This window comes from Rhodohalobacter sulfatireducens, from assembly GCF_022012475.1.
Taxonomy (GTDB): domain Bacteria; phylum Bacteroidota; class Rhodothermia; order Balneolales; family Balneolaceae; genus Rhodohalobacter; species Rhodohalobacter sulfatireducens.
On the sequence record NZ_JAKLWS010000009.1, the window covers coordinates 22,295 to 48,525 of the forward strand.

A 26,231-nucleotide genomic window follows, 5' to 3' on the forward strand; every position below is an offset into this window, starting at 1 on the left:
TTGGTTAGTAGCTTTGATTAATAATTAACTTAACATTTTCTGATCTAATGTTTAACGGAAAAAATATTCATCAAAATTATATGATGCAGGCTTTTAAACAAGCTGAAATTGCATTTGAGAAGAAAGAAGTGCCGGTAGGTGCCGTGGTGGTTCACGAAAACAGAATTATTGGACGGGGATACAATCAAGTAGAGATGTTGCAAGACTCCACAGCCCACGCAGAGATGATCGCAATCTCGGCAGCTTGCTCAACTCTTCAAAACAAATATCTCGATGATTGCACACTTTACGTTACGCTCGAACCCTGCCCCATGTGTGCAGGTGCCCTGGTATGGAGTAAACTCAAGCGGGTTGTGTTTGGTACGATGGATGAAAAAGCCGGTTCCTGTGGATCTGTATTCAACATCTCATCAAACAAAAAACTGAACCACAGTGTAGAAGTTATACAGGGAGTGATGGAAGCGGACTGTAAATTTCTGTTGAAGGAGTTTTTTAGATCGAAACGATAATTCACATCCCTAAATATTTCTCTCTGAATCGCCCGACCTTCACCATTACTTTTCTTCTTCCCGTTGGGGTCGATATGAGGGTAATTCCCTTCACCACAATATAAATCACTCCCAAAACGATTGGAATCAGCCAAAGAGCATAATCTTGGTACGAAGTTAGGTATGAGATCATTGGCTGCCCGACGAGAGCTGAAATCCACACCAATAGAGGTGCCCAAATGATCATCGCCAAGATAAAATAGAAGAGGAAAAAGGAGAATTTTACATTAATCATACCGGAAACGAGATAAACCGGCAGGCGTGTACCCGGTAGAAAGCGAGTGGCAAAAATAATCTCCACTCCTCTCATCCTGTACATCTGTTCGGCTTTTTCGATGTCTTCATGTTTAATAAACCATCGAAACGGAATGTAATACAGAATTGGATTTCCGATCCACCTGCCGAGTGCATAGAGTATCACATCGGGAATCAGTACACCGAGACATGCCGCCATAACAGCGAACCAAAAATCAATAATGCCGCCGGCAACCAGTAATCCACCGGCAATGCACGCCAAATCTTCGCTAAAGATGGCGATAAGAATAATCAAAAACATAATAATGATCAGCGTCCATCCCCCAATCGTTTCAAAATTTTCGGTATCAAAAGGTTTGATAGAAGCCTCCACCCTGCTGAATTCTGCATTCTCCCGGCCGGTTGCAAGATTCTTCTCAGCCATAGAAATAAATTCCATGATCTGAGGAGTAAAAGCTGAGGGATTCTCTTTTGTTGAGATGTGATCGCCATTTACAACAAAAAGTGAACTGTGCGGAATAAGCCTGTAAATCTCTCTGGCAATTGCCAACGATACATAACGATCATCCTCCGGCTGAAGAATATTCACAGGCATTTTTATTTGCGATAGTTGTTCTCGAACCGGCCTTTGATCGAGGGCTGTAAGTGTTCTGGCAAAGTCGAAGTCTACAGGTTGCTCATAATACCACCCCATGTGCGGAACCAGGTATTTGAATACCGTAACCACCGGATAGAGCATTGAGTAAAGCGACTTATTAATCAAATGATTTCCCAGGAACTGCAGCTCCTGTGGTCCGTATGACGATAATAATGTTAAGCTTTTGTACTTGTCCGAAGATCTTCCTTCAGCAAGATCTATTGCAATGAGGCCGCCGTAACCGTGTCCTAAGAGGTGAGCTCCATCCAGGTTTAAAGAATCCGTCAACATATCAATATAATCGGATCGCTTTTTTACAGTAAAACTAACATCTTCGCCATCTAAAGCAGATTTTGGATACTCAGGAATTATTACTCTGAATGAATCCCGGAGAGAATGAGCTAATGGCAGTAAGAACTCCGGTCCTCCAAAAAGGTCAGGGATCAGAATTATTGTTCTTTCAGATTTTGGTTGATCCAGTAAGTAAAAGGGATGTATCACCCGCTTCCCATTCGCAAGAATTTCCTGCTCCTCTATATAAAGATTGGATTTGTCCACCGTTGGAAAAAAGTATTGGATACTCCATGAAAGCAAAAGTGCACCGACATAAATCGTAAAAACGAGCTTGATAAATTTTTTAAGATTATTCTTCAAAAATGGCCAGTGTTACTTGAGTGATTCGTTTTTAAGCCTTGGCTTGTACCGGAACAAATATTTTTTCCGCTTCCCGCTGCAGTTTTTTTGCAAGCACTTTTCTGTCTTTATGCTTGATACTTTTTTTCCCAAATGCAACTCGCGCTGTAATGGATCGGTTGGATGCGAGGTTCAGCAGGTGCTGCAGCAGGCTCATATCCTGCCACCAGCAGACAGAATCCCTTGCGTGCGGATCACTTTCTCCAGTTTCATACCGGATAACCGCATAATGTACATCAAAATTTGCCTCAACCGGATGTTGTAAAAGTCCCGCCCTGAATCGTAAAATCTGATCTCCCGGCGATGTTCTGCCCTCTGGAAAAAGTACAACTCCCTGGTTTCTGTTAATCTTACTTGAAATAATTGAATTAACCCGTCGGACGTCAAGCTTATTTTCCCGATCTATAAAAATAATTCCTAATGTTCTGGCCATAAACCCGACAACCGGCCAGTTTTTAATCTCCAGTTTGGCAACAAATGTGGTTTTCAACGCATAATAGTAAACCGGGATGTCAATATAGCTCAGGTGGTTACTTACAAGAAAAAAGGGCGGCTCAGGCGGAGTTCCCTCGATTTCAATCTCAACTCCCAGGCATTTCATAGAATATTTCCCCCAAAATTTCAGGCATCGGTTTCTCCACGGTTCACAGTTACGCCCAAGTAGTTTGGCAACCATCAAACCAACTGCAAAAAAGGAGTAGTTGGCAATGGTGAATGTGATGAATATTAAAATCTTTATGGTCGCAATAATTTTTCTCATGTCAGACCTTTTTTTTATTCTTCCGCCAAGATATAAAACAAATTGAATTCGTTCTTTATGATTTGATGAAGATTGATTGAGAAATGTTGTTCATATTCCCTGACTCCGAATCATTTTTGTATATTTTTTCGTTACTCTTTGTGACTGATTTAAGAATAAACACCAAATGCTTTACACTAAAACATATTTCAACTCACCAGAAAAAGACTGGGTAGTTTTTATCCACGGAGCGGGAGGTTCCTCCGCGATCTGGTTTCGGCAGGTAAAAGCGTACCGCGAGGAATTTAATGTACTTTTAGTTGATCTGCGCGGTCATGGAAAATCTAAAGAGATGAGTTCCCTCCAAACTTATTACAAAGAGAAGTATACATTCAAGACCGTCAGCAAGGATGTCATTGAAACGCTCAATACAAATGATATTGACAGAGCACATTTTGTGGGTGTTTCATTGGGGACAATTATTATTCGAACGATTGCTGAGATGGAACCGGACCGGGTGATCTCTTCTGTAATGTGCGGCGCGATAACACGCCTGAATACTCGTTCAAGAATACTGGTTTGGTTGGGGCATACCTTCAAAAAAATTGTGCCATTCATGTGGTTGTACCGCCTCTTTGCGTGGATTATCATGCCGAAAAAGAATCACGAGGAGTCTCGATTGTTGTTTGTAAATGAGGCGAAAAATTTGGCGAGAAAGGAGTTCCTGAAGTGGTTTCGGCTCACATATGACGTAAATCCACTGCTTAAATATTTTAAGGAGCGAGAGATGGAAGCTCCTACCCTTTACGTAATGGGGGAAGAAGATCACATGTTTTTACCGCCTGTAAAAAAGATGATTAAAGATTTTGATCATTCTTACTTAGTAGTGGTAGATGGAAGTGGCCATGTGGTAAATGTAGAAAAGCCGGAGAAGTTTAATGAAGTTTCCATGGAGTTTCTTTTAAATCATAAGAGATACCTCCAGCAAACGGGCTGATAATTCAGATATCTTCAGCAAAACTAGAAACCCTTCAATTTTATCGGCCTGAAATTTGTTTCAAATAATAAACAAAGTGGCTTTTCCGTCACTATTTTTTTCAGGATATTTAATCACTCCTTAAAAAAAGAGATATTATTATGATTGTGCCGATTGCCAGTGATCATGCAGGTTTTAAAGCCAAAGAGCTCACCAAAAAAATGCTCAAGGATATGGGACATATGCCCGTAGATTTTGGCACACATTCGGAAGATTCTGTTGATTACCCGGATTTTGCCATCCAGGTAGCTGAAAAGATCAACACCGGTGAACACGAAATGGGCATACTTGTATGCGGCAGCGGACAGGGAATGTGTATGACTGCAAACAAGTATCCTAAAGTTCGGGGAGCTTTGGTTTATTCTCCCGAAGTTGCTAAACTCACGCGGACTCATAATAATGCCAATATCCTTTGCTTACCGGGAAGGCAGTTAAGTGCTGATCAACTAAAAGAAATTCTGGAAAGTTGGTTTTCGTCTGATTTTGAAGGCGGACGTCATGAGCGAAGGATTAAAAAAATTAAATCACTAACCGATCAATAATTTTTACATGAGCGTATTGAAAAATCAGGACCCTGAACTATATAAATACATAGAACAGGAAACAGAAAGAGAGAACAAAAATTTTGAGCTTATTGCCTCTGAAAATTTTGTTTCCAGGGCTACAATTTCAGCAATGGGTACGGTTCTGACCAACAAATACGCTGAAGGATACCCCGGCAAAAGATATTATGGAGGCTGCGAACATGTCGATAAAATTGAAGATCTAACTCGCGATCGCGCTAAAAAATTGTTTGATGCTGACTGGGTGAATGTACAACCCCATTCGGGTGCATCTGCAAATGCGGCAGTCTATTTAGCATTTATGAATCCGGGTGATACGCTCCTCGGATTGGACCTGTCACATGGCGGTCATCTCACTCACGGTTCTCCCGTTAACTTCTCGGGAATTACCTACCAGGCAGAATTTTATGGAGTAGAGAAGGACACAGGCCGTATCGACCTGGATAAAGTCCGCGATAAAGCTAAAGAGGTTCAACCCCGAATGATCTCCATCGGTGCAAGCGCATATCCCCGTGATTTTGATTACAGTGCCTTCCGGGATATTGCTGATGAAGTTGGTGCTTTCCTCTGGATGGATATGGCACACACAGCCGGGCTTATTGCTGCCGGTGTATTGAATGATCCCCTTCCCTACACAGATGTCATTACAACCACGACTCACAAAACGCTGCGCGGGCCGCGCGGTGGAATGATTCTTTTAGGAAAGGACGGAAAAAACAAGTTGGGAGTAAAGGCCCGAAAATCCGGTCGAGTTAAAAATATGAGTGAAGTGTTAGATTCGGCGGTTTTTCCAGGTTCTCAAGGAGGTCCATTAATGCACGTGATTGCAGCCAAGGCAGTTGCTTTTGGAGAAGCACTGAGACCTGAATTTAGAACCTATCAAAAACAGCTCCAGGTTAATGCCAAGCATATGGCGGATGAGTTTAAAAATCGCGGATATAACCTTGTGAGTGACGGTACGGATAATCACCTGATTTTAGTGGATTTAAGGAATAAGAATCTGACAGGGAAAATTGCAGAGGAATCGTTGGATAAAGCCGGAATTACCGTGAACAAAAATATGGTGCCTTTTGATACGGAAAGTCCATTCGTTACATCAGGAATACGCCTGGGTACCCCGGCGCTCACAACAAGAGGTTTCAAAGAAGATCAATTCACAGAAGTTGTACGCTTAATTGATACCGTACTTCAAAACCCAAATGATGAATCAACCTTGAAATCGGTTAAAGAGCAGGTGCAGGATATCTGTGCTGAATTTCCACTCTATGATTTTGTTGAGGCCTAAATAATTTTCCAAAAAATTTGTTGGCGGTTTATTGCTACATATTTGATAACTTTCAACGCTTAAACACGTTGTAATCAACTTCCATAATAAATATCACACCAGATTATTTTTAGAGCAGGTTTAGGATAAATGAGCGAGTCTACAGAAAGTTCCAACAGAAGTATCATGGGGTCCATTCTACCCAAAGCCAAGCCTCCTAAAAAAGATCCCACTGCATCTATGTCTTTCCTGGATCACCTGGAAGAACTTCGGTGGAGAATTCTGAAAGGTTTGGCCGGTGTATTTGGCGGCGTAATTATTGCATTCATTTTTTCTGATTTCTTTATCAATGAGTTTATACTCGGGCCGGCAAAGGAAGATTTTTTCATGTATCAAATTATGCCAATTGATGCCATTGGACTTGAACTAATTTCAAGGCGATTGCCGGGTCAGTTTTTTACCTACTGGGGAACTTTGATAATAATTGGAGGAATTATTGGTGCTCCGTTTTTTATCTATCAGTTATGGGCGTTTATAGAACCTGCTCTTGAATCCGGGGAGAAGATAAAGACGTTCCTGAACTCCATGTTCATCACGTTCTTTTTCTTCCTTGGTGTATCATTCGGATACCTGATTTTAGTACCTTTCGCAGTCCAGTTCTTTACTCAATTTGTAATTGCCGATTTTATCAACAATGAGTTTGATATCAATGAATATTTTACATCCGTTGCAGTATGGACTCTTGCATGCGGGGTTATTTTCCAGGTTCCGGTCATCAGTTGGTTTCTCTCAAAAATTGGGCTTGTTACCCCTGAAGGAATGAAAAAGTTTCGGCGCCACGCAATCATCGGTGCTCTGATTCTCTCTGCTTTCTTAACACCACCTGACCCGGTTTCACAGGTGATGATTGCCGTTCCGCTTATTTTATTATATCAGCTATCTATACTTCTCAGCAGAATTGCTAATCGTAAACGCAAGAAAGAGATGGAAGCTGCGTTTTCTAATCAGTAAATCATCAATTTGATATATAACATTTATGTTTCTGTTTAAAGAGTCTGTGAATACTGCTATTTTAAAAGACTTAATAAGAAACTGAATTTTTTTAAGAAATAATTTCAAAAATATTTAATGGCACAATCCCGATTAATAGTCTTACCACTGCTATTACTTTTCTTTTCAATTTTTATCTCGTGCGATACTGAGGATCCTTTTTCAATTCCACCACCGGATTTTTCAACAGTTCCGGAGCCGTACGATACATCAAATGTTGAATCTGTAGATCTACGTGAAGGTGTCAGAGCCTATATACATGAAGAAGGACATGGAGAGTTTAAAGTATCACCCAGGGACCAGGTATCCGTTTATCTTAGCCTTCGTACTGATGCAGGTGAAATTATTTACAGTACCTTTTCAAGCGATCGTACAAATCCGGTTACTGTTACAATGAGTGTTGTGGGTGAAACTCAGCAGGTTTTTGATTATTCAATCATTATGACATACACCCCGGGTTTTAAAATCGGATTACTTGGGATGAAACAGGGGGAACGTCGAACCATCGTAGTGCCGCCGGAACAGGGATTTCAGGGCCTTCCGGAGGGACATAATAATTACCAGTACAGGAACAATACGCTTATATATGATATAAGAATTTCCAATATCGGGCCTACGAAGAGCCAATAAATTCTCTGTAAACTCTCTTTTGGATGTTGGTCATAATTTCGTGGACATTGGTTTTTCCATGGTCGGCCCAGTCGTGAGCCGTCCATGAATCTTTGCCCATCAATATTCCATGCTGATCAGTTCTAACCTGATCCTGCCCAAGGTAAACCATGATGTAATCCATCGTAACATTTCCAACCTGTGGGTACATTTTGTTACCAAATCTTACTTGCAGTTTATTGCTGAGAGATCTCGGTATGCCATCTCCATAACCAACAGGAAGTGTGGCCATGAATCCATCCTCTGGACATGTCCAGGTTGAGGAATAACTGACGACCTCCCCTTTTTTGATGGGACGGACTTGCGCAATGGTTGATTTCCAGGTCAAAACCGGTTTCAGCCAATCATGTCGCGTTTCTCCGGGATTATAGCCTAACATTCCAAGGCCGGTTCGAATCATATCGAAATGATCGATCTTTGGGTAATTCGCCACAGCACCGGTGTTACTCATATGGATTAGCGGCACCTCTTTGAAATGCTCTAAAACTTTCTTGAAACGACGATGTTGAGTTTGAACAAACTCGGAACCCGGATCATCCGCCGTAGCATAGTGGGAATAGATCCCCGAACAAGATAATCTCTGATTTGCAACGGCAAGTTGTCTCACTTCTTGTGCCTGTTCCGGTTTAAATCCAAGTCTTCCCATCCCCGTATCAAAGTTTATTTGATACGATGTACCGTCCATCAAAATGGAAAAATGCGTTTGATGGCTAACAGTAGCAGTTAAGTTATGTGTTTGAAAAGCAGCAGCATTTTTGTAAGTGGGAACACCCAGTACCAGAATTGGCTTTTTAATTCCTCTCAGTCGAAGCTCAATAGCCTCATCAACATTTGCAACGGCCAGATAATCAACGAATTCTTCTATATGAGCAGAAACTCTGACTGCATCATGGCTGTAAGCATCACACTTAACAACCGCCAGGATTTTTTTGCCGCCAGACTTTTCTTTGATGGATACAAGATTTTTAGTGATAGCCGAGAGATCAATCTCAACAATAGAATTGGGAAAGTGAATCTTCAAAATGATACTCCAAAAAATTTCTTATTACGCTTTTTCAGGATGACTTGAGCCGCATTGTATCCTGCAGCTCCAAATACTCCTCCCCCGGGATGACACGACGCACTGGATAAAAACAGATTTTCAATCGGCGTTTCGTACCGGCTCAACTCGGGTGTTGGCCGAAACATAAACATCTGGTCAAAGTTCATCTCAACATGCATCACATTGCCCCTAAGCAGTCCGTGTTTACGTTCAATATCCAAAGGGCTCTGAATATACCAATCAATAAGCTTTCCTTTCATATTTGGTGCATATTTTTCTACAACCGAGTAGATTTTCTCTGCTTCGCGCTCACGGATGTCATCCCAGTGCCTTCCATCTGCCAGTTCATAGGGATGCCACTGCGCCCAGGCAAAGAGTGTATGATTCCCGTCTTTTGCGACTTCAGGATCGATTTTGGAGAATGTCATCGCCAGCACAGCCGGATCCTTTGGCGGTTGTTTTTTCATATAATCGCCAATCGCCCGGTTCATATAGTCGGTTGATGGAGCTAACAGCTGCATACCATTATGAATATTTGGGTCATCCGGTGCGGCTGTGTACTGAGGTAGTTCCTCTACCGCACATCGAATCACCATTCCAAAACCATTGCCCACCTGGATATTTTCGACTTTTTTAAAAAGTGAAGGATCCAATTTTTCACGTCCAACCATTCTCATCATAGTGGTCTGAACGTGAGCATTCGATACAATCAAATCCGATTTAAAATAATCATCATTTTCTGTAATCACCCCAACCGCTTTGCCATTTTTGATATCAATTTTTTTGACGGGTTGGTCTGTAATGAACTCTCCCCCATAGTCTTCGATGAGTTTTTTCATCGCCTGGGTTAACATACCACTCCCTCCTTTTGGATGCTTCGCTCCACTTTGGTGAAGCATCGCCTGCCAGCCGGCAAAATCCCCGGTAGCAGATTGATCCGGGAGCGGGCCGGACTGAGCTGCGAACCAGGTCAATGCTGCTTTCATGTAGGGACTTTCAAATGAATCATCCACCACTTTTCCATAACTGCCCAGAATTTTTTGAAGCCCATCCATCTGCTCCCCTTTTTTGAACATTGCTCCATCCTTTATCTGCCCTTTCAGCATTTCAGTAACAATATTTTTGCCGGTTGGCGGATTCATAAACGCTTTTAGTACATGCCGGTTAATTCGACTCCAGAAATCGACAAACTCTTTGTAATTTCCAACATCTTCAGGAGCAACTTTTGAGATGGAATCCAGGGTTCGATCCAGGTCTTTGAAAAAGTGGATTACACCTTTGCCATCCGGAACGGGATAGCTCATAAATGGATCCATCTCGATATATTCCAACCCGTAATTGGTCAAACCTAATTCCTCAATTATTCCGGTTTGATGGATCATGATATGAACAGAAGAACCTACATCCATCCGAAATCCATTCGGGTTTTTTGATGATTTGAACATCGTTTCCGTGCACACAGCACCGCCAATGGTATCACGTTTTTCTATTACACCTACTTTGTATCCGGCTTTTGCCAAATAACAACCGGTTATAAGGCCATTATGGCCTGAGCCAATAATAATTGCATCAAACTTGTTCATGCTGCGTATGGTTAAAAGTTCGTGGAATGAATATTACTTTTTAGTAAGTTCAGATCAACAAATCTAAACGGCTGGTCATTCGGTCACAAAAATAACATCTATTTAAGATTTAGCTATGCAATTTTTTAAAACTTTCCTGGCATCCGTTCTTGGAACGCTGATTGCTTTACTCATCATTTTTCTAATCTTTTTTGGAATACTCGCCAGTAGTTCATCTCAACCTGAACCCTATATCCGTTCGAATACCGTTCTGAAAGTTAATTTGTCGGGCAGTATTCCTATGCGGGTTGCATATGATCCATTCCAGGAGTTATTTAATCCTCAAATGATGAACAGGGTTTCTGTTACCGGATTGAAAGAAAATTTGAAAAAAGCTGCCGCAGATGATAAAATTCCGGGCATTTGGATCGAAGCAAATAATGTAACAGCCACCTGGGCAAATCTTGAAACGGTTTATCAAGATCTCCGGGAATTTAAAGAGAGCGGCAAATTTATCTACTTTAGTACTGACGATATCGGGATGAATGAAAAAGCTTATTTCCTGGCTACAGCGGCAGACAGCATCTTCTCACCTCCTGAAACTTTATTTCAATTTAGCGGATTCACGGCTCAACTTACTTTTTACCGGGAATTGTTGGATAAGATTGGGGTTGAACCTGAAATGCTTCGTGCCGGGCGATACAAATCCGTAGTTGAGCCTTATTTAAATGAATCCAGCTCTCCGGAATATCGCGAGCAGATCAACGATATTCTTCAGTCATTTTCCGGTACCTTTGTAGATGCAGTAAGCCAGCGAACAGGTAAGTCGCCTGACGAAATCAACGACTTAATGAATACGCCTCCAATTAACCGCCTGCAATTTGCTGTTGAAAACGGTTTGATAGATTCACTGATTTACAGTGATCAGGTTGTTGATATCATTAAAGAAAGAATCGGAGATGATTCTGAAGAGGACCTCAAAACAGTTGACTTTGGACGATACAACAGAGTTTCGAATAGCAGCGCTGGCCTTGAAAGTTCTGAAACAACCGATAAAATTGCTGTTATTTACGCGTCAGGCACGATTTTACCGGAGATTGCCGAGTCACCCTTTGATAACAATACAGGAATTACAGCTGGTAATTTTAAAAAGCAACTAGACGATGCGTTAGAAGACGATGATATTAAATCTATTGTGATACACATTAATAGTCCGGGTGGAGCTGCTACAACCTCCGACATTTTATGGCATCATATTAAGCAGGCATCCGGGAAAAAACCGGTCATTGCCTCCATGGGATCCGTTGCAGCTTCTGGCGGCTATTATATGGCGATGGGCGCTGATACAGTTCTTGCAAATAACAACACCATTACAGGGTCTATCGGTGTTGCAAATATGCTCTTTAATGTACAGGAGTTAATGGAAGAGAAAATTGGAATCAACTATGAGACATTGAAGACTCACGAGTATGCAGACCTTTTTGACCTTACAACCCCTCTGACGGATGATGAGCAGGCGATCTTCGAAGCTAATATTGAGCAGAGTTATAATACATTTTTAAGCGTAGTTGCGGAAAACAGGAGGATGTCGGTAGAGCAAGTAGATGCTGTTGCCCAGGGTCGTGTTTACTCCGGTCAACAAGCGCTTGAAGTTGGTTTGGTTGATGCAATTGGTGATATCGACGATGCCTTGAGAATCGCTGCTGAGATGGCCGAAATTGAGGATTATAAAATCGAAACCTATCCTAAGAAGCAAGACTTATTCGAAGCCTTTTTTGGAGGAGCCAATGCCCAGGTGAAAAGCTGGATGTTTGGCTGGATACCGCGTGATATTCAATCAGATGTGAACGACGTAAATAATCTACTCAACCAAAAAGGAATTCAACATTGGACCCTTCTTCCATACAAAATTGACTCCTGACATAGATGAAGATTGGTGAATTTACGATTGAACAGCTTAGCGAGGGTTTTTTTGAACTTTTCGAGGATGGAACATTCCAAAAAATAGAATCCTCGCGGCTGGATAATCTTAAGGATGATCCAAACATCGGGAAGTTCACATCCGCTATTGGGATCGATCCGCTCTTGATACAAAAAAGCGGAAAAAATATATTGGTTGATCCCGGTTTAGGATGGGGATTGGATTCCGGGAGCCAATACAAAAAAGCTTCAAATGTTGTTACAAACCTGGATATTTTTGATCTGTCACCCCGGGATATTCATTATGTAATCCTCACACACCTTCATTTTGATCATGCAGCCGGGATTTCCCGTGTATCTGAAGATTTAAAAACAGAACCAACCTTTCCAAACGCTGAGTATATTCTTCACCAAGATGAATGGGATTATGCACTCTCACAAATCAACCGGGATATAAAAATACCCGGTGCCGGTTACAAACTGGATGAAATGTACAAGCTGATAGCCGAAGAGAGATTTACATTTGTAGATCAGGAAATCTATGAACCGGTTGATGGAGTTTTTGCCATAAAGACTGGCGGACACACACCGGGACATATGATCGTAAAATTAAAAGATGGGGATAATTCTGCTTACTTCATGGGGGATCTTGTACCTACGGAGTATCATCTCAACCACTACTCGATGCGAAATATTGATATTGACCCGCTCCAGTCAAAAAAATCTAAAACGCTACTGCTCAAACAAGCGCTGAAAGAGAAGGCTGTCATGTTTTTTTATCATTCCCTTTTCAAAAAATCAGGGAAGCTTTCAAGGGATCCACAGAAAAAATATATCTTGTTGAAACCATAGGCACATCGAAAAGCTTGCCCGGTCAGAATAAAGATTAAAAAACCGATTGAATTGTCAGGCGAATGAAATATTTAAAACATTTCAATTCTACCTTTAAAAGAAGTTTGAGGTAACGGCCAAAGCTGCTCGTTGTACCTAGTACGCCGGACAGCTTGTCCGGCAATTCTAAATTTTCAATACATCAACATGAAAGAGTCCAGGCAAACTGATTATCTTCACCGTTTTTCTATAGTTAGCACTCCATGATGAGGTAACAGGCAAGGCAACCAGTTGTAAATTTTTACTGCTTATTCATCGAGATAAGAAATTCCTCATTCGATTTTGTGCCCTTCATCTTATCAAGCAGGAATTCCATCGCCTCAAATGCATTGTAATTATTCAGGTAACGTCGCAGTAGAACCACTTTTTCATGCTCCTCTTCAGCAACGATAAGCTCTTCGCGACGAGTTCCACTTTTGAATACATCAATTGCAGGGAAGATACGTCGTTCAGCAAGTCTTCTGTCAAGAACAAGCTCCATGTTACCCGTTCCCTTAAATTCCTCAAAAATTACATCATCCATGCGGGAGCCGGTTTCAACCAAGGCAGTGGCGATGATTGTGAGACTTCCCCCACCCTCAATATTTCTTGCAGAACTAAAAAGTTGTCGAGGTGCTTTCAGAGCTTCCGAGTCCACACCACCGGTCATTGTCCGTCCTGAGCTTCCCTGTGCTACGTTATAAGCGCGTGCAAGGCGTGTAATCGAGTCCATCAACAGCAATACATCATGACCACTCTCTACAAGTCTTTTGGCCTTCTCAAAGACAATTTCGGATAGGCCAACATGGTTTTCGGGTTTTTCATCGAATGTAGAGGCAACAACTTCAGCATCTTTAACCGTCCGCTCCATTTCAGTAACCTCTTCCGGTCGTTCATCAACCAAAAGTATGATTATCTTTGTGTCAGGATGATTCCTGTTAACCGCATTCGCTACATTCCGCAGAATCGTAGTTTTACCGGTCTTGGGTTGGGCAACAATCAAGCCTCTCTGCCCTTTTCCAATAGGTGTAAACATATCCATGATACGAGTTGTATACTCTGCAAAATGGTTTTCCAGTTTAAATCTTGAATCAGGATATATCGGCAGCAGGTCTTCAAAATCTTCACGATTGTCCATGTCCCGCGGAATCTTGCCATTCACGCCTTCAACCCGAAGCAATGCAAAATATCTCTCACCTACTTTAGGCGGACGGATAATGCCGATCACACAATCCCCTTGCTTCAGTCGGAATCGCTTTATTTGAGAGGGTGATACATAAATATCATCCGGGCTGGCTTTATAGTTGTAGTTAACAGATCGCAGAAAGCCATAGCCGTCGGGAAGAATCTCAAGCGTTCCTTCATTCAGGAGAAACTTGCCGAGCTTGGGTTGGATCTCAGCCAACTTCTCTTCAAGTGTATCCGCATCCGATTCAGGAAGCACGTTACTTACGTGCTTCTTATTCTTTTTTTGATTGTTTCGATGCTGCCTCTTTTGGGAACTGGATGATGTTTTTTTCCTTTTTGGCTTCTCATCATACGTTTGGATGTGAGACTGTTGCCCATAATTCGAACTCTGAACCTCTTTAGGTTTCGATTCCTTTTTGCGGTTCTTCGAATTTTCTGAGCGATTTTTGTCAACACTATCCTTAATACGATCGATAATGCCCTGTTTTTTTAACGTGGAAATACCTTTTAACCCCATTGCCTTTGCAATGGCTTTAAGGTCTTTAACATTTTTTTGATGCAGTGTTTCCAGGTCGATTTGAAAATCTTTATCGGTTTGATTCTCCGACATAATGAAAGTTTAGTTCAAATATTTAATTCATGTAGAAAAGCGAACAACTTAGTCTCAGTAGTACGCCGAGGGTAAATTTCTTATAGTGCGGAAGGATTTAAATGATCAGCAGAAGCTATGGCACCCATCCAATTGCTGACTACACTGTAAAAGTAAAAACTTCCGCTAAAAATTACTAATTCTGATTTAAATTGATTAGAGATTATTTGATCCGGGAATTCTATTGTCTTCGCGGTTGGAAAAAAGGTTTTCATTTCATCAAAAGTTGCCGCACGCTCTCCTTCCATCTCGTAGAGATAAAGATGATCAAATTTACTCCAGAGCTCTGCAATTTCCGAAGAAAGTTTATCTCTCATAAAACTTAATACCACTCTCCATTCACTGGCAGGTGCCATTGAAATGAGGTGTGACGTCAGCGATTTAACAGATTGTTCATTGTGGGCTCCATCAAAATACCAATTATAACCTGAAGAGAGCTTTTCAAAAACTGCTCTTCTTGGAAATCGAAGTTGTACGTTTTCAATTCCCTTTGTGAAGATATCTTGACTAACAGGGAATTGATCTTTAAGTACTCGTAACACTTTGTAAACAATCGCTATGTTCCGGGTATCAACCTCTTTCCAGTTTTGAGCATCTATCAATACCGGTTCACCTTCCTTCTGAAGAGTGATTTTTCGATTTTGAATGGTTGTTTCAAGCTGCTCAATGGTAACAAACTTTGCTGATCTATCTTTCGCAATTTTTTGAATGGTTGATTTGGCTTGAGAGGGCAATTTTCCAATCACAACCGGTTTATTTTGTTTGATGATACCCGCTTTTTCCGATGCAATTTTTTCAATGGAATGACCCAAGATATCTGTATGATCCAGGCCTATTGATGTAATAACACTAATGAGTGGATCAACTACATTGGTCGCATCAAGCCGGCCGCCTAATCCAACCTCAAGTACAGCCAAATCAATTTTTTGTTGAGAAAATATCCAAAATGCAATGGCAGTTGTCATTTCAAAATAAGTGAAATTTTTCTCTCGTATGTACTCACCAAATCGATCAAAAAATTCAATAAATAGATCACTTTCTGCAAATTTTGCATTGATTTGAAATCGCTCTCTGAAATCCACCAAATGTGGTGAAGTATACAATCCAACATTATATCCCGCTTCCTGGTAAACGGATGCTAACATCCGACAAACCGTTCCTTTCCCGTTTGTTCCGGCCACATGAATGGATTTAAAATCATTCTGGGAATTTCCCAATCGATCACAAAACTCTTCCATGCGACTCAAATCGAAGTTGGTAGCATTTTTTCCCGATTTACTGAACTTCGGGATTGAATCAAGGAAAGCTTCTATTTCTTTTAGATTGGTAATCGATTCAGACATACTGCATATTTTCCTTCTTATATGCTTCTAAATTTCTTTGTAAATCTAATAAGAAATCAGGATTGGGTTGAAAAGAGTTTTCAGCAATCGTTGAAACCGGTACAACCTCCATTACACTATTTGTAAGCCAGGCAAAATCGGCCTGAGTCAGTTTACCAATTACAAACATTCCTTCATTAACTTTAAGCTTCATTTTATTTTTAATGATCTCTATAATCGAATTTCTCATAATACCCGGAAGAATATCGCAAGAGATTGAGGGAGTGAAAATCTGCCCATTCTTCATCCAAAAAATGTTGGCTATGGAAGTTTCCGCAACAAATTCATCCACGGTTTGCATCACTGCATCATCAGCTCCATTCATACTGGCCTCACGAAAAGCCTGGCGGTAGTGAAGCATATTACTCAATTTCAAACTTGATGGCCGGGCTGATGAGGGAACGACATTCGTTTCAGATACAATGAGTTTTTTGGGTTCTGTATTTTTCTCCGCTACATGTGAGGAAATTATCACGGTGAGAGAAGAATCATTACTTTTTGAATATCCACCCTTATCAGCTAATGAAGCCTGAATGCGAATTCGACTTCTCTTCCCTAATAAATCATTTTCAGTTAAGAGTATTTTGATCTGTTGAAGAACTGTTTTTTTATCTATGATTTCCGAATCTGGTACTCCAAGGTATTTCAATCCCCTATTCAGCCGGTCAATATGCTCATCGAATTTAAAAATTCCGCCCTGATCTGCAATAAATGTTTCAAAACAACCTGCCCCATAATAAAGTCCGGATGTACGTGCCGGAATTTTTGCATGATTTTCAGGAATGCATGAACCATTTAAAATGATATAGTTGCGAGATTCACTCACCAGCAATAAGCCGATCTAATTTAGTTCTGATTTCGGTGGTATCATTTCCCACATGAGTATCAAATATCTGCTTCCTTCGATCAATGAAAATTTGAGCGGGTAATCCCGGAGTCTTAACGGATTGGAAAAGGTCTGTTCCTTCTACAAAATGAAATTTTCCAGATTGACCATTCACATAATCCCGGACCTGTTCATCTCCATCTCGTACAGCTGCTGCAATTACAATAAGCTGATTTCCGTCATCTGCATATGTTCGCAAAAAATCTCCAACCCCGATCGATTTGTCTGACCATGTAGACCAAAAATGAATGACCAACGGTTGATCCGGTAAATTATTCAGATATAAACTATCGGTATTCGAAAATGATCGAAATGAAAGCGTATCAGGTTGGATTTCTGAGACGTTATTATTGAAATCAGTTACCTGCCTTTGAAAATAACGAAATGTACTGTAGATAATAACAACGACTGTAATTGCAGCACATATTGCTATGAAACGATTAAAATATTTTGGGTCAATTCTCATTCAAAAAGCCTGAATTTGCAATCAGCCACTTGAATATTATGGTGGTTAACAGATCTGAAATTAAAAGGTTCCTTTCTTGATTTCATTCTTTTTTTAAATTTCTACTCAGAAATTTTTATGCATAGATAAATACAACTGAACTGACAAGATTTAAGAGTATCTCGTGTAATCAGGTAACATTTATAAATTTAGTAACCCTTGAGTCTGAATTTAAAAATTATGTGGCCCAGGTTTTGCCAACCTCTTCAAAGGGCATGCAGCCATTGTACATTCCGGGAACCGGCTCATAGCGAAGAACTTCCGTAGCACCAACTTCGGATGTGAAGTACCCTAAAATGGTTAACTCCTTAAATCGCAGAAAAAATGGAGCATCCTGACCCCGATCTATATCCAGCGAATTTTGATTTTCGTTGTAGGTGAATTCGTATCGATCTTCTTCGGCACTTTCATAGTATTCACCGCCAAGTTCCAGTCTTGATTTATCTGCAAATGTATCTAAGCCTTCAAGGAATTCTGCCTGCTGTTCATCAGTATATACATCGTTTATCATCGATTCTATAAATGCAGGGACTCCAGCTTCGCTTGCGGAGGGATACTCATCCTTCGGGATAATTACATCAGCCAGTGCCGATGTCAGACGAGCTTGTTCATCGGTAAAAAGTACCGGTTCCCAATTTACACCCGGCTGCGCCGTGCAACCTTGCAAAACACCTAATGCATTGGGGGCAAATACAGCACCACCGATCAAAAGTGCAGTTCGTTTAATCGCTTCTCGTCTGTCAATTTTATTTGATTTATCCATGTTTAAAGATTGTCTTTTTTAAGTTGATCAGCAGCATAGTTGGCCGCCCTGGCAGTTAAAGCCATGTAAGTTAATGAAGGATTTTGACAAGCCGCTGAAGTCATGCAAGATCCGTCGGTTACAAATACGTTTTTTACGGCGTGAACCTGATTCCATCTATTCAAAACTGATGTTTGAGGATCGCGCCCCATCCGGGCAGTGCCCATTTCGTGAATTCCAAGTCCCGGACCGCCCGGGTCATCGAACATCTCAATATTTTTAGCGCCTGCCGCTTCCAGCATCTCGGCAGCATCGTTCTTCATATCTTCACGCATTCTATATGTGTTATCACTAAACTCAACATCAAACACAAGAATCGGTTGTCCCCATTTGTCAGTTTCTGTTTCACTTAGATACACTTTATTGTCGTGATTTGGAAGCATTTCTCCAAACCCACCCATACCAATTGTCCATGAGCCCGGTTCCCGGAGCAGTTCTTTGAGCTCCATTCCCACGGCCAATTCGCGTACACCACGTTGCCAGGCTTCCCGGCTTGCACTCCCCTGGTAGCCAAATCCACGAATATATTCTCTGTTATTGCCATTAAGATTTCTGTAGCGCGGAATATAAAAACCGTTTGGACGGCGCCCCCAGTAATATCGGTCTTCAAAACCGTCAATATCGCCACTGGCCCCAACTCCTAAATGGTGATCCATCACATTACAGCCCAACTCACCGGAATCATTTCCAAGTCCATTTGGAAATCGATCAGACTTGGAATTTAACATGATCATTGTAGAATTCATTGTCGATGCATTCAGGAATATTACATCCGCATAAAACTCCTCCGTTTCTAAAGTTTCTGCATCAATAATACGTACGCCGGTTGCCTTTCCTTCATCCTCATCATAAATAATTGAATTTACGATTGAATGTGGACGAAGTGTCATATTCCCGGTAGCAGATGCCGCGGGTAGAGTTGACGAATTACTGCAAAAATAGCCACCGTACGGACATCCGCGGTCACAACGATTACGAAACATGCAGGGACCTCTACCCTCGTGCTGCTGCGTTAAATTAGCTACTCGTCCAATTGTAAGAGTACGGTCAAAAATATCAGCTATCGATTCCTTAAGTTTTTGCTCCACACAATTTAATTCCATTGGGGGAAGAAAATTCCCGTCCGGTAGTTGTGGAAGTCCCTCAGGTTGTCCGCTGATACCGGCAAAGCCCTCTATATAATCATACCATTCGGCGAGATCCTCGTACCGGATTGGCCAGTCAATAGCTATGCCCTCTCTCAGGTTCGCTTCAAAATCCATTGGAGACAAACGGTAGCTCTGGCGACCCCACATAATGGATCGTCCACCAACATGATACCCACGCATCCAGTCAAATCTCTTAACCTCCTTGTAAGGCTGATCGGTGTCTTTAACCCACCAATGCTTAGTAGATTGGCGAACTGTGTAACCCGTCCGCATCTGCTTTTTATAGTGTTTAGCTTCCTCTTCTGTGAGTCGATCGGCATAGGGCAGCTCCCACGGATCTTTTAAAGCCGTTGGATAGTCTTCGATATGTTTAACATCCCGTCCTCGTTCAAGGACAAGTGTATTTAAGCCATTTTCTGTGAGTTCTTTTGCAGCCCAGCCGCCGCTTATACCCGTTCCCACTACAATAGCGTCATAGGTATTCTTCTTTTTTGCTTTAACATTCAAATTCATTTGAAGGAGATCTGGGGTTATAGATATGTCTGTACAAAGCAATTCCTGCTCAACCCTTAAAATGGTTTAAAAAGAGTTTTATTGTGAATTTTACAAAATTGTAAAGCAGAATTTAATCAGTTAACTCTGCACCAACCTTCTCCAGGAGAGCTTTTGTTGCTTTTATACCTTCATCTTCAGATAACCGGTTTCCTTCATATTCAATTCCAACATAACCAGTATACCCTGCATCTTTTACAATTCTCATCAGACGCATGACATCTAATGTGGTTTCGTTTCCTTCCTCATCAAAGTCGTATGTTTTGGCGCTCACGCCTTTGGCATGCTCCATCAATTTCTCGGTGCCTTCATAATAGTCGTACATCTCATCCTCAGAAATTCTGAAGTTTCCAAAATCAGGCAGTGTACCACAATTTGGATGATCTACCATCTCAATGGTTCCTACCAACCAATCGGCATTACTTGATAGGCCTCCGTGATTTTCTACAACGACACTGATTCCTTCATCATCAGCGTACTCTGTTAAACTTCTGAGGCCATCGGCAGCACGTTCCATCTGTTCTTCGTAGGTGCCTTGGCTGGCTGCATTTACACGAATTGCATGGCACCCGAGGAAACTTGCCATATTTACCCATTTGTAGTGATTTTCAACAGCTTGTTGACGATCGGCTGAATCGGGATCACCGAGATTCCCTTCCCCGTCACACATAATTAAGACACTCTCAACACCTTCATTATCAGCTACATTTTTGAGCTCATTCAGATACTGTTGGTCCTCAGCCTTACCAAAATAGAACTGGTTAACATACTCAATTGCTCCAATATCGTAACGCTGACGCGCATGCCTGGCAAAATAGAGTGGATCAATCTCACCCTTACCAACTTCGCGAGAAGGCCCAAAATAGCTTCTGTTGAGAGACCACTGAGCTAATGAAATATCAAAAAACATGTGATCGGACATGTTTCTTTTTTGAGCAATTGATGATAATGGCAAACCCGCCGCTGTTACTCCACCGAGTGTAACAGCTCCTAAACTTTTGAGAAATTTTTTTCTATCCATAGAGCAAATATGTTTTTATTTATTTAGAGAACAATCAAAAATACAAGAAAGAAAGAACTCTCAAAGTGCATTTAATATTTTTTTCAAAAACATGCATATTGTTTGAGAGTTTTTCTAATGAAAACTATTCAAGAATATGTACAAAACATTAAGTGTTGGTGAAGTTCTTTGGGATATCTTTCCCGATTATAAAAAGCCCGGAGGATCGCCGGCGAATGTTGCTTATCATCTTCATTCTCTGGGAACTGCCTCTCTCCTGTTGAGCCGGGTAGGAAAAGATACTAATGGTGATGATTTATTGGATTTTTTAACTCAGAAAAGAATCAACTGTAAACTTATCCAGCTTGATGAAGAATATCCTACCGGTATTGTAAATGTTAAATTCGATGAAGGTGAACCCTCATATTCAATTGAAGAACCCTCTGCCTGGGACTTTATTGAATTAACGGATGCACTTATTAATCAGGTCAACTCTCTGGATGCCATCTGTTTTGCGTCATTATCTCAACGAAATGATAAGACAAAAGATACAGTCCAATACTTGCTTTCGGCAGTACCGGGAAATTGTTTAAAAGTATTCGACCTGAATCTTCGACCTCCATTTGTGGATCAGGGCCTGATCATCTCATCCATTCAAAAATCGGATATCATAAAAATCAATGAACATGAATTTAAAATATTGGCTGAATGGTTTGGAAAGCATAGCTTTACAGATAATATCTTTGATGATGATCCCAATAAAATTATACTGCTGACAGAGGGTGAAAATGGGAGCACAATGTTTACAGCCACCAATACTGTTCATGAAAATGCTCACCCAATTAGCGGAGAAGGAGATTTTGTAGGCGTTGGTGATGCATTTCTCGCATGTTTTACATTTTTGAAATTAAATCAAACACCGGAGAACAAAATTCTATCACTCTCTAATCAATATGCCGCATTTGTAGCTTCTCAGAGAGGAGGAATGCCTGATATTCCTGAATCAATACTTGAACAAATCAATTGATCATGATGAAAAAGTTACTGGGTACAATTCTGTTTACTTTTTTAATTGTCAATCTAAGCTATTCCCAGGATAAGGAGTACCAGATTCCCGATATCAGAGTAGATGTGGAAATTCTTGAAAATGGTATTGTTCGAATCAGTGAACAACGAACGTATCAATTTCAAGGTTCTTTCAGCTGGGCGGATTATCGTCTTCCGAAAAGCGGATATGCGGAGATCATGAATATTCAAGTCAGCGATCAAGATAACTCTTTTATTAACGAGAATAGCGAGGAAGTCGGTACATTCAGCGTATCTGAGAGTGATAATTCTGTAATCATTACTTGGCACTACAATGCTTCTGATACAATACGCACCTTTACAATCAACTATGAACTGACCGATGCCATCTCCGTAGGACCTAACTGGACTGAATTCTTTTGGAATTATATAGCTTCCGGCCGTGAAAAGCCGACAGAGAACCTGGATGTACAAATTCGTTTGCCGCAAAACATATCTCCTGATTCTCTCTATGCTTGGACGCGTACGGAATCAACCCAAATTCAAAGCAATCAAAGCACAGGCCGGTTTTCTATATCTGCAGACAATCTCTCAACAAATCAATCCTTAGAGGTTCGATCGGTTTTTCCAACCCAGGTATTCGATGAAGGTTCAATTTCAATTACAGACCCGGATCTGACACTTGAGTGGATCCAAAATGACGAACAAGCCTATATTGCTGAACAGCAGCGTATTGAGGAACGCAATGAATACTATCAATCGATTACTCCTGAAGTCACCATTTTGATTTGTACTGTAAGTATTGCTGTTTTCTTGTTGCTTTACAGGAGGTTTGGGAAACGATATCAGACAGGAACCATTTCAGATCGCGAAACCGTTATGATTCCCGATTCCACTCCTCCTGCTATTATTGGACCACTTTTTGGTACAGGTACACCCTCCGGAAACCATCTCGCAGCAACAATTTTCGATTTGGCAAGACGTGGTTGGTTTACAATTCACGAGGAAAAGAAAGAGAAAGAAGGATTTTTCTCACAGGAGAAGACATACTTTAGAATCAAAAAATCAGAACCACAACCTGAAACGTCTGTACCCCTGTGGGAGCAGATGATTGTTGATCACATCAATCAGCAGATTGATCGGGGAGTGAACCGATTCGATAAACTATTTAAAGATGGCGATGATTTTAAAATGTCTGAATGGTTCTCTGATTGGAAGGAGGAAGTAAAAAAAGTGTATGATGAGAAAAACTGGCAGGATCAGAAGAGCATGAGAGGCGTTGTTATCAATTTCATTATACAGTTTCTGCTTGTTGTACTCTTATTCATACTAATGATAAATGGTTCCACTGAAATAGCCCTGATTGGCTTGATCTTTACAAGTTTAATGTCTGTTGCATCTTTAGCAATTAAACGGAGAACACGTCAAGGAGAAGAGACATATAAACGATGGAAGGCATATAGAGATGGGTTAAAAAATGCCGATAAACGAACCATTCGAATGGAGATGATGGATAGACATTTTGTCTATGCAATTGCACTTTCGCTATCAGGAAATAAAATTGAGAACTTAGTGCAACAATCGGATGGCAGTGATGGGGTAATATTCACATGGATTATTCTAATGGCCGGCTCAGACCATACACCGGCAACTGTGGCAACGACAGTTTCTACGTTGGCAGCATCAGGTACTTCTACTTTCTCCGCTGCGTCGGGTGGTGTTGGAGCGACAGCCGGAACAGCAGGAGGTGGAGCTTCCGGCGGAGCGGGTTAGAAGGGTTATAACTCAACTGCTGTATGCTGATACATATTATTGAGTTCCGGATTCATTAAACCAACAGTGTTAAATGGCTCAATTCGCTTTCGGAATTTTTTAATCTCTTGATTGATCTGCGACTCTGATAGTTTATCAAGATTCAGATTTTGAATCTGAGCAAATGAGTCTTCGATAATCTTCCTGATTTCAGGATGACCGGCACATAAAAAAGTATCAGGAGTTTCTCCCGCCAATCTCTTCTGTTCATATCGAATCGAAGCAATAAAATAGATCATAGTACACGCCGAAAAAAGATCAAAGAGTCCTCTTGTTTTATAACACATCGAAACGAGTAAATCTATGACAGACAATTCACTATAAATTTTATCTTCATAACTTTTAAGAAGCTCCTTTCTCTCTTTTTTATTAACACTTGGATGAAATAATTTCAAAAGAACCTCTACCCCGCTTAATGTATATGCTATTCCTGTGCTATGGAGAGGGTCAACAAATCCTGCAGTATGTGGCAAGACCACCCATCCATTTCCATAAACTCGGTTTAGTTTTCGTTGAAGTCTACCTGTTTTTATAAACTGATTTGGCGATTTGGCAATTTCAGCATCAATAAAGAGATCCTGCAATGATGGATATTGCTGAATAATCGATTTCCAAGACTCTTCAGGGATATTATCTGAGTATTTTTTTTGAGCTGACTCATCAAGGAGCATTCCGGCACTTAAACGGTTATTGTTAAATCGAAGCATCCAAATCCAGCCCTCTTCTATTAGATGATGAAGAGCCGAGAAATCAGGATTATAGGGATAGTCCGAGGTTTTCAATCCCTTTAATTTCAGATAGTCCAACCAATGAGCAACCTCCTCAAAATGAGTATAAATTGCTGAAGAATGGGTTTTGAAACCGCTCGAATGGCTTTGAGTATTGAGAAAATTACTTGAGAATTGTGGACTCCCGCTCGCATCAATGATCCAATTGGATTTAACTTCTTTTATCCTTTGGCTTGTTTCCAGGAAAATAGACCATCTTTCTTTTTTAGGATCTCTCGAAAGTTTTTGAATGTTCGTCTGATCAAAAAAACACACGCCGGTTTCTACCGCTTTATTAACCAAAAAATGATCCACATCACTTCGAAGCCAGTTTGTATCGGAATTCTGGTCATTTTCGCTTGCAGCCACCAATAGTTCACTGTTATGGTTCTTATCGGAACTGAAACTCTGCCCTTTTTTGTGGTGGTAATAGCTGAAACCACGTTTTAAACCACATACTACTTCCGGATGATTTCTTTGCCACTCACCGTACCTGGATAGTTTTTTGAGAAAAGATAAGTCATAATCATCTGCCAGATCGCGTAAAATCATGTCAGCAATAGGAGTTGATGATTCACCGATCGCAAATCGGGGATGTTGATCGTTTTCAATCAAACAAACAGAATAGCCCATTTTGGTTAAAGCCATTGAAATGATTGAACCTGAAAAACCTGAGCCTACGATTAAATAATCAAACCTCTTCATATATGAGCAGTTGGTGGATTACATTCACATTCAATTTCAGGTAATATTTTTTGAGTAAGATTCATTTCATCAAGTCGTCGCTTTCTTTCATTGAAACATTTATCACACTCAGAGAATCTTTCAAGGTCCCACAAATCACAAAATACTCGTCCCCTGTTCATTTTTAATGCATCCGTAAATACCGATTCAAGAGCCAAAATAGTTGGGGGAGTATATTCACCAGTTTTCTTCAGCTCCTCCATGATTCCATTTCCATCACGTACCGGTATAACTGAACAAGCCGTGCATCCACTATCGAAGGCAAATTCAACGGATCTGAGCGTCCATTCAATATTTTTAAGTGGATCAGTCAGGAATGGCGGGTTCAAAAGAATAAATGAACGAACATCGATCTCATTATTAACCAAAAAATGAGTAGCTTCAAAAAAATCTTCCTTTGTGATCTGTTTATTTAACTTTGGTAGAACATCCGGATGAATCGTCTCAAGGCCCATTGCAATTTCAAGTGATCCGCTAAGCAGATCTCGAAATTCAAGAATAAAAGATCCAATCAGCTTAGGATGGTTTTCTACAATCACGTGCTCATAATCGCTGAGAAGTTCAGCTATCTGTTCATATTCACTGCGTGGGATCGCCTTTCCATCAAAAAAATTGCCGCTGTTATATAGTTTAATCACTTTAGCTGATGGCAAGCGTTCCATCGCATATTCAATTTGAGCGGGAATTGCCCCGGCAGGAGTTGGATCATCCAGGGTATGGCGCCACAGATCACACATCACGCACTTAAACGGACACTCACGATTTGTTAAAAATACTGTATTTACATCTTTGACCGATCCATCCTTTTGCATTTCCTGCTCATGCAAATACATGTACGGCTTCTCCGGGTCTACTCTAACCTTCGATGGGCGGTACTTCTCTACGGTTCTATTACTTATTTCGTGAATCAAATAATGATTTT

23 protein-coding genes are annotated in these 26,231 nt (G+C 40.8%); 10 read left to right on the top strand and 13 right to left on the bottom strand.

Annotated features, from left to right (window positions below; genetic code table 11):
* The first annotated feature begins 47 nt into the window (after window positions 1–47).
* Window positions 48–509: a tRNA adenosine(34) deaminase TadA gene (gene tadA / locus L6773_RS08875; RefSeq protein ID WP_237853523.1), complete on the top strand. Its 462-nt coding sequence runs from the start codon at window positions 48–50 to the stop codon at window positions 507–509.
* A gap of 1 nt (window position 510) precedes the next feature.
* Here tadA and L6773_RS08880 read toward each other — a convergent pair whose 3' ends face one another.
* Window positions 511–2,094: a VTT domain-containing protein gene (locus L6773_RS08880; protein ID WP_237853524.1), complete on the bottom strand. Its 1,584-nt coding sequence runs from the start codon at window positions 2,092–2,094 to the stop codon at window positions 511–513.
* Window positions 2,095–2,125: 31 nt separating this feature from the next.
* Window positions 2,126–2,893, bottom strand: coding sequence for a lysophospholipid acyltransferase family protein (locus L6773_RS08885; RefSeq protein ID WP_237853525.1), 768 nt, complete (start codon window positions 2,891–2,893; stop codon window positions 2,126–2,128).
* Window positions 2,894–3,059: 166 nt separating this feature from the next.
* Between L6773_RS08885 and L6773_RS08890 the strand changes: the two genes are divergently transcribed.
* The 5 genes from L6773_RS08890 (at window position 3,060) to L6773_RS08910 (ending at window position 7,415) form a co-directional block, all read left to right on the top strand.
* On the top strand, window positions 3,060–3,869 hold the full coding sequence (locus L6773_RS08890) for an alpha/beta fold hydrolase (RefSeq protein WP_237853526.1): 810 nt from the start codon (window positions 3,060–3,062) through the stop codon (window positions 3,867–3,869).
* 140 nt (window positions 3,870–4,009) lie between these two features.
* Window positions 4,010–4,450 (top strand): ribose 5-phosphate isomerase B, encoded by a 441-nt coding sequence (gene rpiB, locus L6773_RS08895; protein WP_237853527.1) that lies wholly within the window; start codon window positions 4,010–4,012, stop codon window positions 4,448–4,450.
* A gap of 7 nt (window positions 4,451–4,457) precedes the next feature.
* Window positions 4,458–5,756 carry a serine hydroxymethyltransferase gene (gene glyA / locus L6773_RS08900; protein ID WP_237853528.1) on the top strand — a complete coding sequence of 433 codons (1,299 nt, stop codon included), beginning with the start codon at window positions 4,458–4,460 and terminating at the stop codon, window positions 5,754–5,756.
* A 129-nt stretch (window positions 5,757–5,885) separates the two neighbouring features.
* On the top strand, window positions 5,886–6,746 hold the full coding sequence (gene tatC / locus L6773_RS08905) for a twin-arginine translocase subunit TatC (RefSeq protein WP_237853529.1): 861 nt from the start codon (window positions 5,886–5,888) through the stop codon (window positions 6,744–6,746).
* Window positions 6,747–6,863: 117 nt separating this feature from the next.
* Window positions 6,864–7,415: an FKBP-type peptidyl-prolyl cis-trans isomerase gene (locus tag L6773_RS08910; protein ID WP_237853530.1), complete on the top strand. Its 552-nt coding sequence runs from the start codon at window positions 6,864–6,866 to the stop codon at window positions 7,413–7,415.
* Here the strand turns inward: L6773_RS08910 and alr are convergent.
* On the bottom strand, window positions 7,399–8,475 hold the full coding sequence (gene alr, locus L6773_RS08915; protein ID WP_237853531.1) for an alanine racemase: 1,077 nt from the start codon (window positions 8,473–8,475) through the stop codon (window positions 7,399–7,401). The genes L6773_RS08910 and alr overlap by 17 nt on opposite strands.
* Complete coding sequence (locus L6773_RS08920; RefSeq protein ID WP_237853532.1) at window positions 8,472–10,079, bottom strand: phytoene desaturase family protein; 1,608 nt, start codon at window positions 10,077–10,079, stop codon at window positions 8,472–8,474. Before L6773_RS08920 ends, alr begins: the two co-directional genes overlap by 4 nt.
* Window positions 10,080–10,194: 115 nt before the next feature.
* Here L6773_RS08920 and sppA point away from each other — a divergent pair, with 115 nt between their 5' ends.
* Together sppA and L6773_RS08930 are read left to right on the top strand one after the other, a co-directional pair.
* Window positions 10,195–11,979: a signal peptide peptidase SppA gene (gene sppA, locus L6773_RS08925; protein ID WP_237853533.1), complete on the top strand. Its 1,785-nt coding sequence runs from the start codon at window positions 10,195–10,197 to the stop codon at window positions 11,977–11,979.
* A 5-nt stretch (window positions 11,980–11,984) separates the two neighbouring features.
* The gene (locus tag L6773_RS08930) at window positions 11,985–12,830 is read left to right on the top strand and encodes an MBL fold metallo-hydrolase (protein WP_237853534.1); all 846 of its coding nucleotides are present in this window, start codon (window positions 11,985–11,987) and stop codon (window positions 12,828–12,830) included.
* A gap of 280 nt (window positions 12,831–13,110) precedes the next feature.
* Here the strand turns inward: L6773_RS08930 and rho are convergent, their stop codons facing one another.
* From rho to L6773_RS08965, 7 genes are all read right to left on the bottom strand, one after another.
* A complete protein-coding gene (gene rho, locus L6773_RS08935) occupies window positions 13,111–14,646 on the bottom strand; it encodes a transcription termination factor Rho (protein WP_237853535.1) in 1,536 nt (511 codons plus the stop codon).
* Between the two features lie 80 nt (window positions 14,647–14,726).
* The gene (locus L6773_RS08940) at window positions 14,727–16,028 is read right to left on the bottom strand and encodes a bifunctional folylpolyglutamate synthase/dihydrofolate synthase (RefSeq protein ID WP_237853536.1); all 1,302 of its coding nucleotides are present in this window, start codon (window positions 16,026–16,028) and stop codon (window positions 14,727–14,729) included.
* On the bottom strand, window positions 16,021–16,893 hold the full coding sequence (locus L6773_RS08945; RefSeq protein WP_237853537.1) for an aminotransferase class IV: 873 nt from the start codon (window positions 16,891–16,893) through the stop codon (window positions 16,021–16,023). Before L6773_RS08945 ends, L6773_RS08940 begins: the two co-directional genes overlap by 8 nt.
* Window positions 16,886–17,419, bottom strand: a complete 534-nt coding sequence (locus tag L6773_RS08950) for a TlpA family protein disulfide reductase (RefSeq protein WP_237853538.1) — start codon at window positions 17,417–17,419, stop codon at window positions 16,886–16,888. The genes L6773_RS08945 and L6773_RS08950 overlap by 8 nt, the downstream gene beginning before the upstream one ends.
* Before the next feature lie 217 nt (window positions 17,420–17,636).
* Window positions 17,637–18,221 carry a gluconate 2-dehydrogenase subunit 3 family protein gene (locus L6773_RS08955; RefSeq protein ID WP_237853539.1) on the bottom strand — a complete coding sequence of 195 codons (585 nt, stop codon included), beginning with the start codon at window positions 18,219–18,221 and terminating at the stop codon, window positions 17,637–17,639.
* A gap of 2 nt (window positions 18,222–18,223) precedes the next feature.
* Window positions 18,224–19,921: a GMC oxidoreductase gene (locus L6773_RS08960; protein WP_237853540.1), complete on the bottom strand. Its 1,698-nt coding sequence runs from the start codon at window positions 19,919–19,921 to the stop codon at window positions 18,224–18,226.
* Between the two features lie 112 nt (window positions 19,922–20,033).
* The gene (locus tag L6773_RS08965) at window positions 20,034–20,981 is read right to left on the bottom strand and encodes a sugar phosphate isomerase/epimerase family protein (protein WP_237853541.1); all 948 of its coding nucleotides are present in this window, start codon (window positions 20,979–20,981) and stop codon (window positions 20,034–20,036) included.
* 136 nt (window positions 20,982–21,117) lie between these two features.
* Between L6773_RS08965 and L6773_RS08970 the strand changes: the two genes are divergently transcribed.
* Entirely contained in the window at window positions 21,118–21,987 is an 870-nt protein-coding gene (locus tag L6773_RS08970) for a PfkB family carbohydrate kinase (protein WP_237853542.1), read from the top strand.
* A gap of 2 nt (window positions 21,988–21,989) precedes the next feature.
* Complete coding sequence (locus L6773_RS08975) at window positions 21,990–23,759, top strand: DUF2207 domain-containing protein (RefSeq protein WP_237853543.1); 1,770 nt, start codon at window positions 21,990–21,992, stop codon at window positions 23,757–23,759.
* Window positions 23,760–23,764: 5 nt separating this feature from the next.
* Here L6773_RS08975 and L6773_RS08980 read toward each other — a convergent pair whose 3' ends face one another.
* Together L6773_RS08980 and L6773_RS08985 are read right to left on the bottom strand one after the other, a co-directional pair.
* Entirely contained in the window at window positions 23,765–25,270 is a 1,506-nt protein-coding gene (locus L6773_RS08980) for an NAD(P)/FAD-dependent oxidoreductase (protein WP_237853544.1), read from the bottom strand.
* A complete protein-coding gene (locus tag L6773_RS08985; RefSeq protein WP_237853545.1) occupies window positions 25,267–26,220 on the bottom strand; it encodes an archaeosine biosynthesis radical SAM protein RaSEA in 954 nt (317 codons plus the stop codon). The genes L6773_RS08980 and L6773_RS08985 overlap by 4 nt, the downstream gene beginning before the upstream one ends.
* Between the last annotated feature and the right edge of the window lie 11 nt (window positions 26,221–26,231).

What these genes read in the sequence shown, in the direction of transcription:
- tadA (WP_237853523.1), top strand. Translation starts at nt 48, where the DNA reads ATGTTTAACGGAAAAAATATTCATCAAAATTATATGATGCAGGCTTTT.
- L6773_RS08885 (WP_237853525.1), bottom strand. Translation starts at nt 2,893, where the DNA reads ATGAGAAAAATTATTGCGACCATAAAGATTTTAATATTCATCACATTC.
- L6773_RS08890 (WP_237853526.1), top strand. Translation starts at nt 3,060, where the DNA reads ATGCTTTACACTAAAACATATTTCAACTCACCAGAAAAAGACTGGGTA.
- rpiB (WP_237853527.1), top strand. Translation starts at nt 4,010, where the DNA reads ATGATTGTGCCGATTGCCAGTGATCATGCAGGTTTTAAAGCCAAAGAG.
- glyA (WP_237853528.1), top strand. Translation starts at nt 4,458, where the DNA reads ATGAGCGTATTGAAAAATCAGGACCCTGAACTATATAAATACATAGAA.
- tatC (WP_237853529.1), top strand. Translation starts at nt 5,886, where the DNA reads ATGAGCGAGTCTACAGAAAGTTCCAACAGAAGTATCATGGGGTCCATT.
- L6773_RS08910 (WP_237853530.1), top strand. Translation starts at nt 6,864, where the DNA reads ATGGCACAATCCCGATTAATAGTCTTACCACTGCTATTACTTTTCTTT.
- L6773_RS08920 (WP_237853532.1), bottom strand. Translation starts at nt 10,079, where the DNA reads ATGAACAAGTTTGATGCAATTATTATTGGCTCAGGCCATAATGGCCTT.
- sppA (WP_237853533.1), top strand. Translation starts at nt 10,195, where the DNA reads ATGCAATTTTTTAAAACTTTCCTGGCATCCGTTCTTGGAACGCTGATT.
- L6773_RS08930 (WP_237853534.1), top strand. Translation starts at nt 11,985, where the DNA reads ATGAAGATTGGTGAATTTACGATTGAACAGCTTAGCGAGGGTTTTTTT.
- rho (WP_237853535.1), bottom strand. Translation starts at nt 14,646, where the DNA reads ATGTCGGAGAATCAAACCGATAAAGATTTTCAAATCGACCTGGAAACA.
- L6773_RS08940 (WP_237853536.1), bottom strand. Translation starts at nt 16,028, where the DNA reads ATGTCTGAATCGATTACCAATCTAAAAGAAATAGAAGCTTTCCTTGAT.
- L6773_RS08950 (WP_237853538.1), bottom strand. Translation starts at nt 17,419, where the DNA reads ATGAGAATTGACCCAAAATATTTTAATCGTTTCATAGCAATATGTGCT.
- L6773_RS08955 (WP_237853539.1), bottom strand. Translation starts at nt 18,221, where the DNA reads ATGGATAAATCAAATAAAATTGACAGACGAGAAGCGATTAAACGAACT.
- L6773_RS08960 (WP_237853540.1), bottom strand. Translation starts at nt 19,921, where the DNA reads ATGAATTTGAATGTTAAAGCAAAAAAGAAGAATACCTATGACGCTATT.
- L6773_RS08965 (WP_237853541.1), bottom strand. Translation starts at nt 20,981, where the DNA reads ATGGATAGAAAAAAATTTCTCAAAAGTTTAGGAGCTGTTACACTCGGT.
- L6773_RS08970 (WP_237853542.1), top strand. Translation starts at nt 21,118, where the DNA reads ATGTACAAAACATTAAGTGTTGGTGAAGTTCTTTGGGATATCTTTCCC.
- L6773_RS08975 (WP_237853543.1), top strand. Translation starts at nt 21,990, where the DNA reads ATGATGAAAAAGTTACTGGGTACAATTCTGTTTACTTTTTTAATTGTC.
- L6773_RS08980 (WP_237853544.1), bottom strand. Translation starts at nt 25,270, where the DNA reads ATGAAGAGGTTTGATTATTTAATCGTAGGCTCAGGTTTTTCAGGTTCA.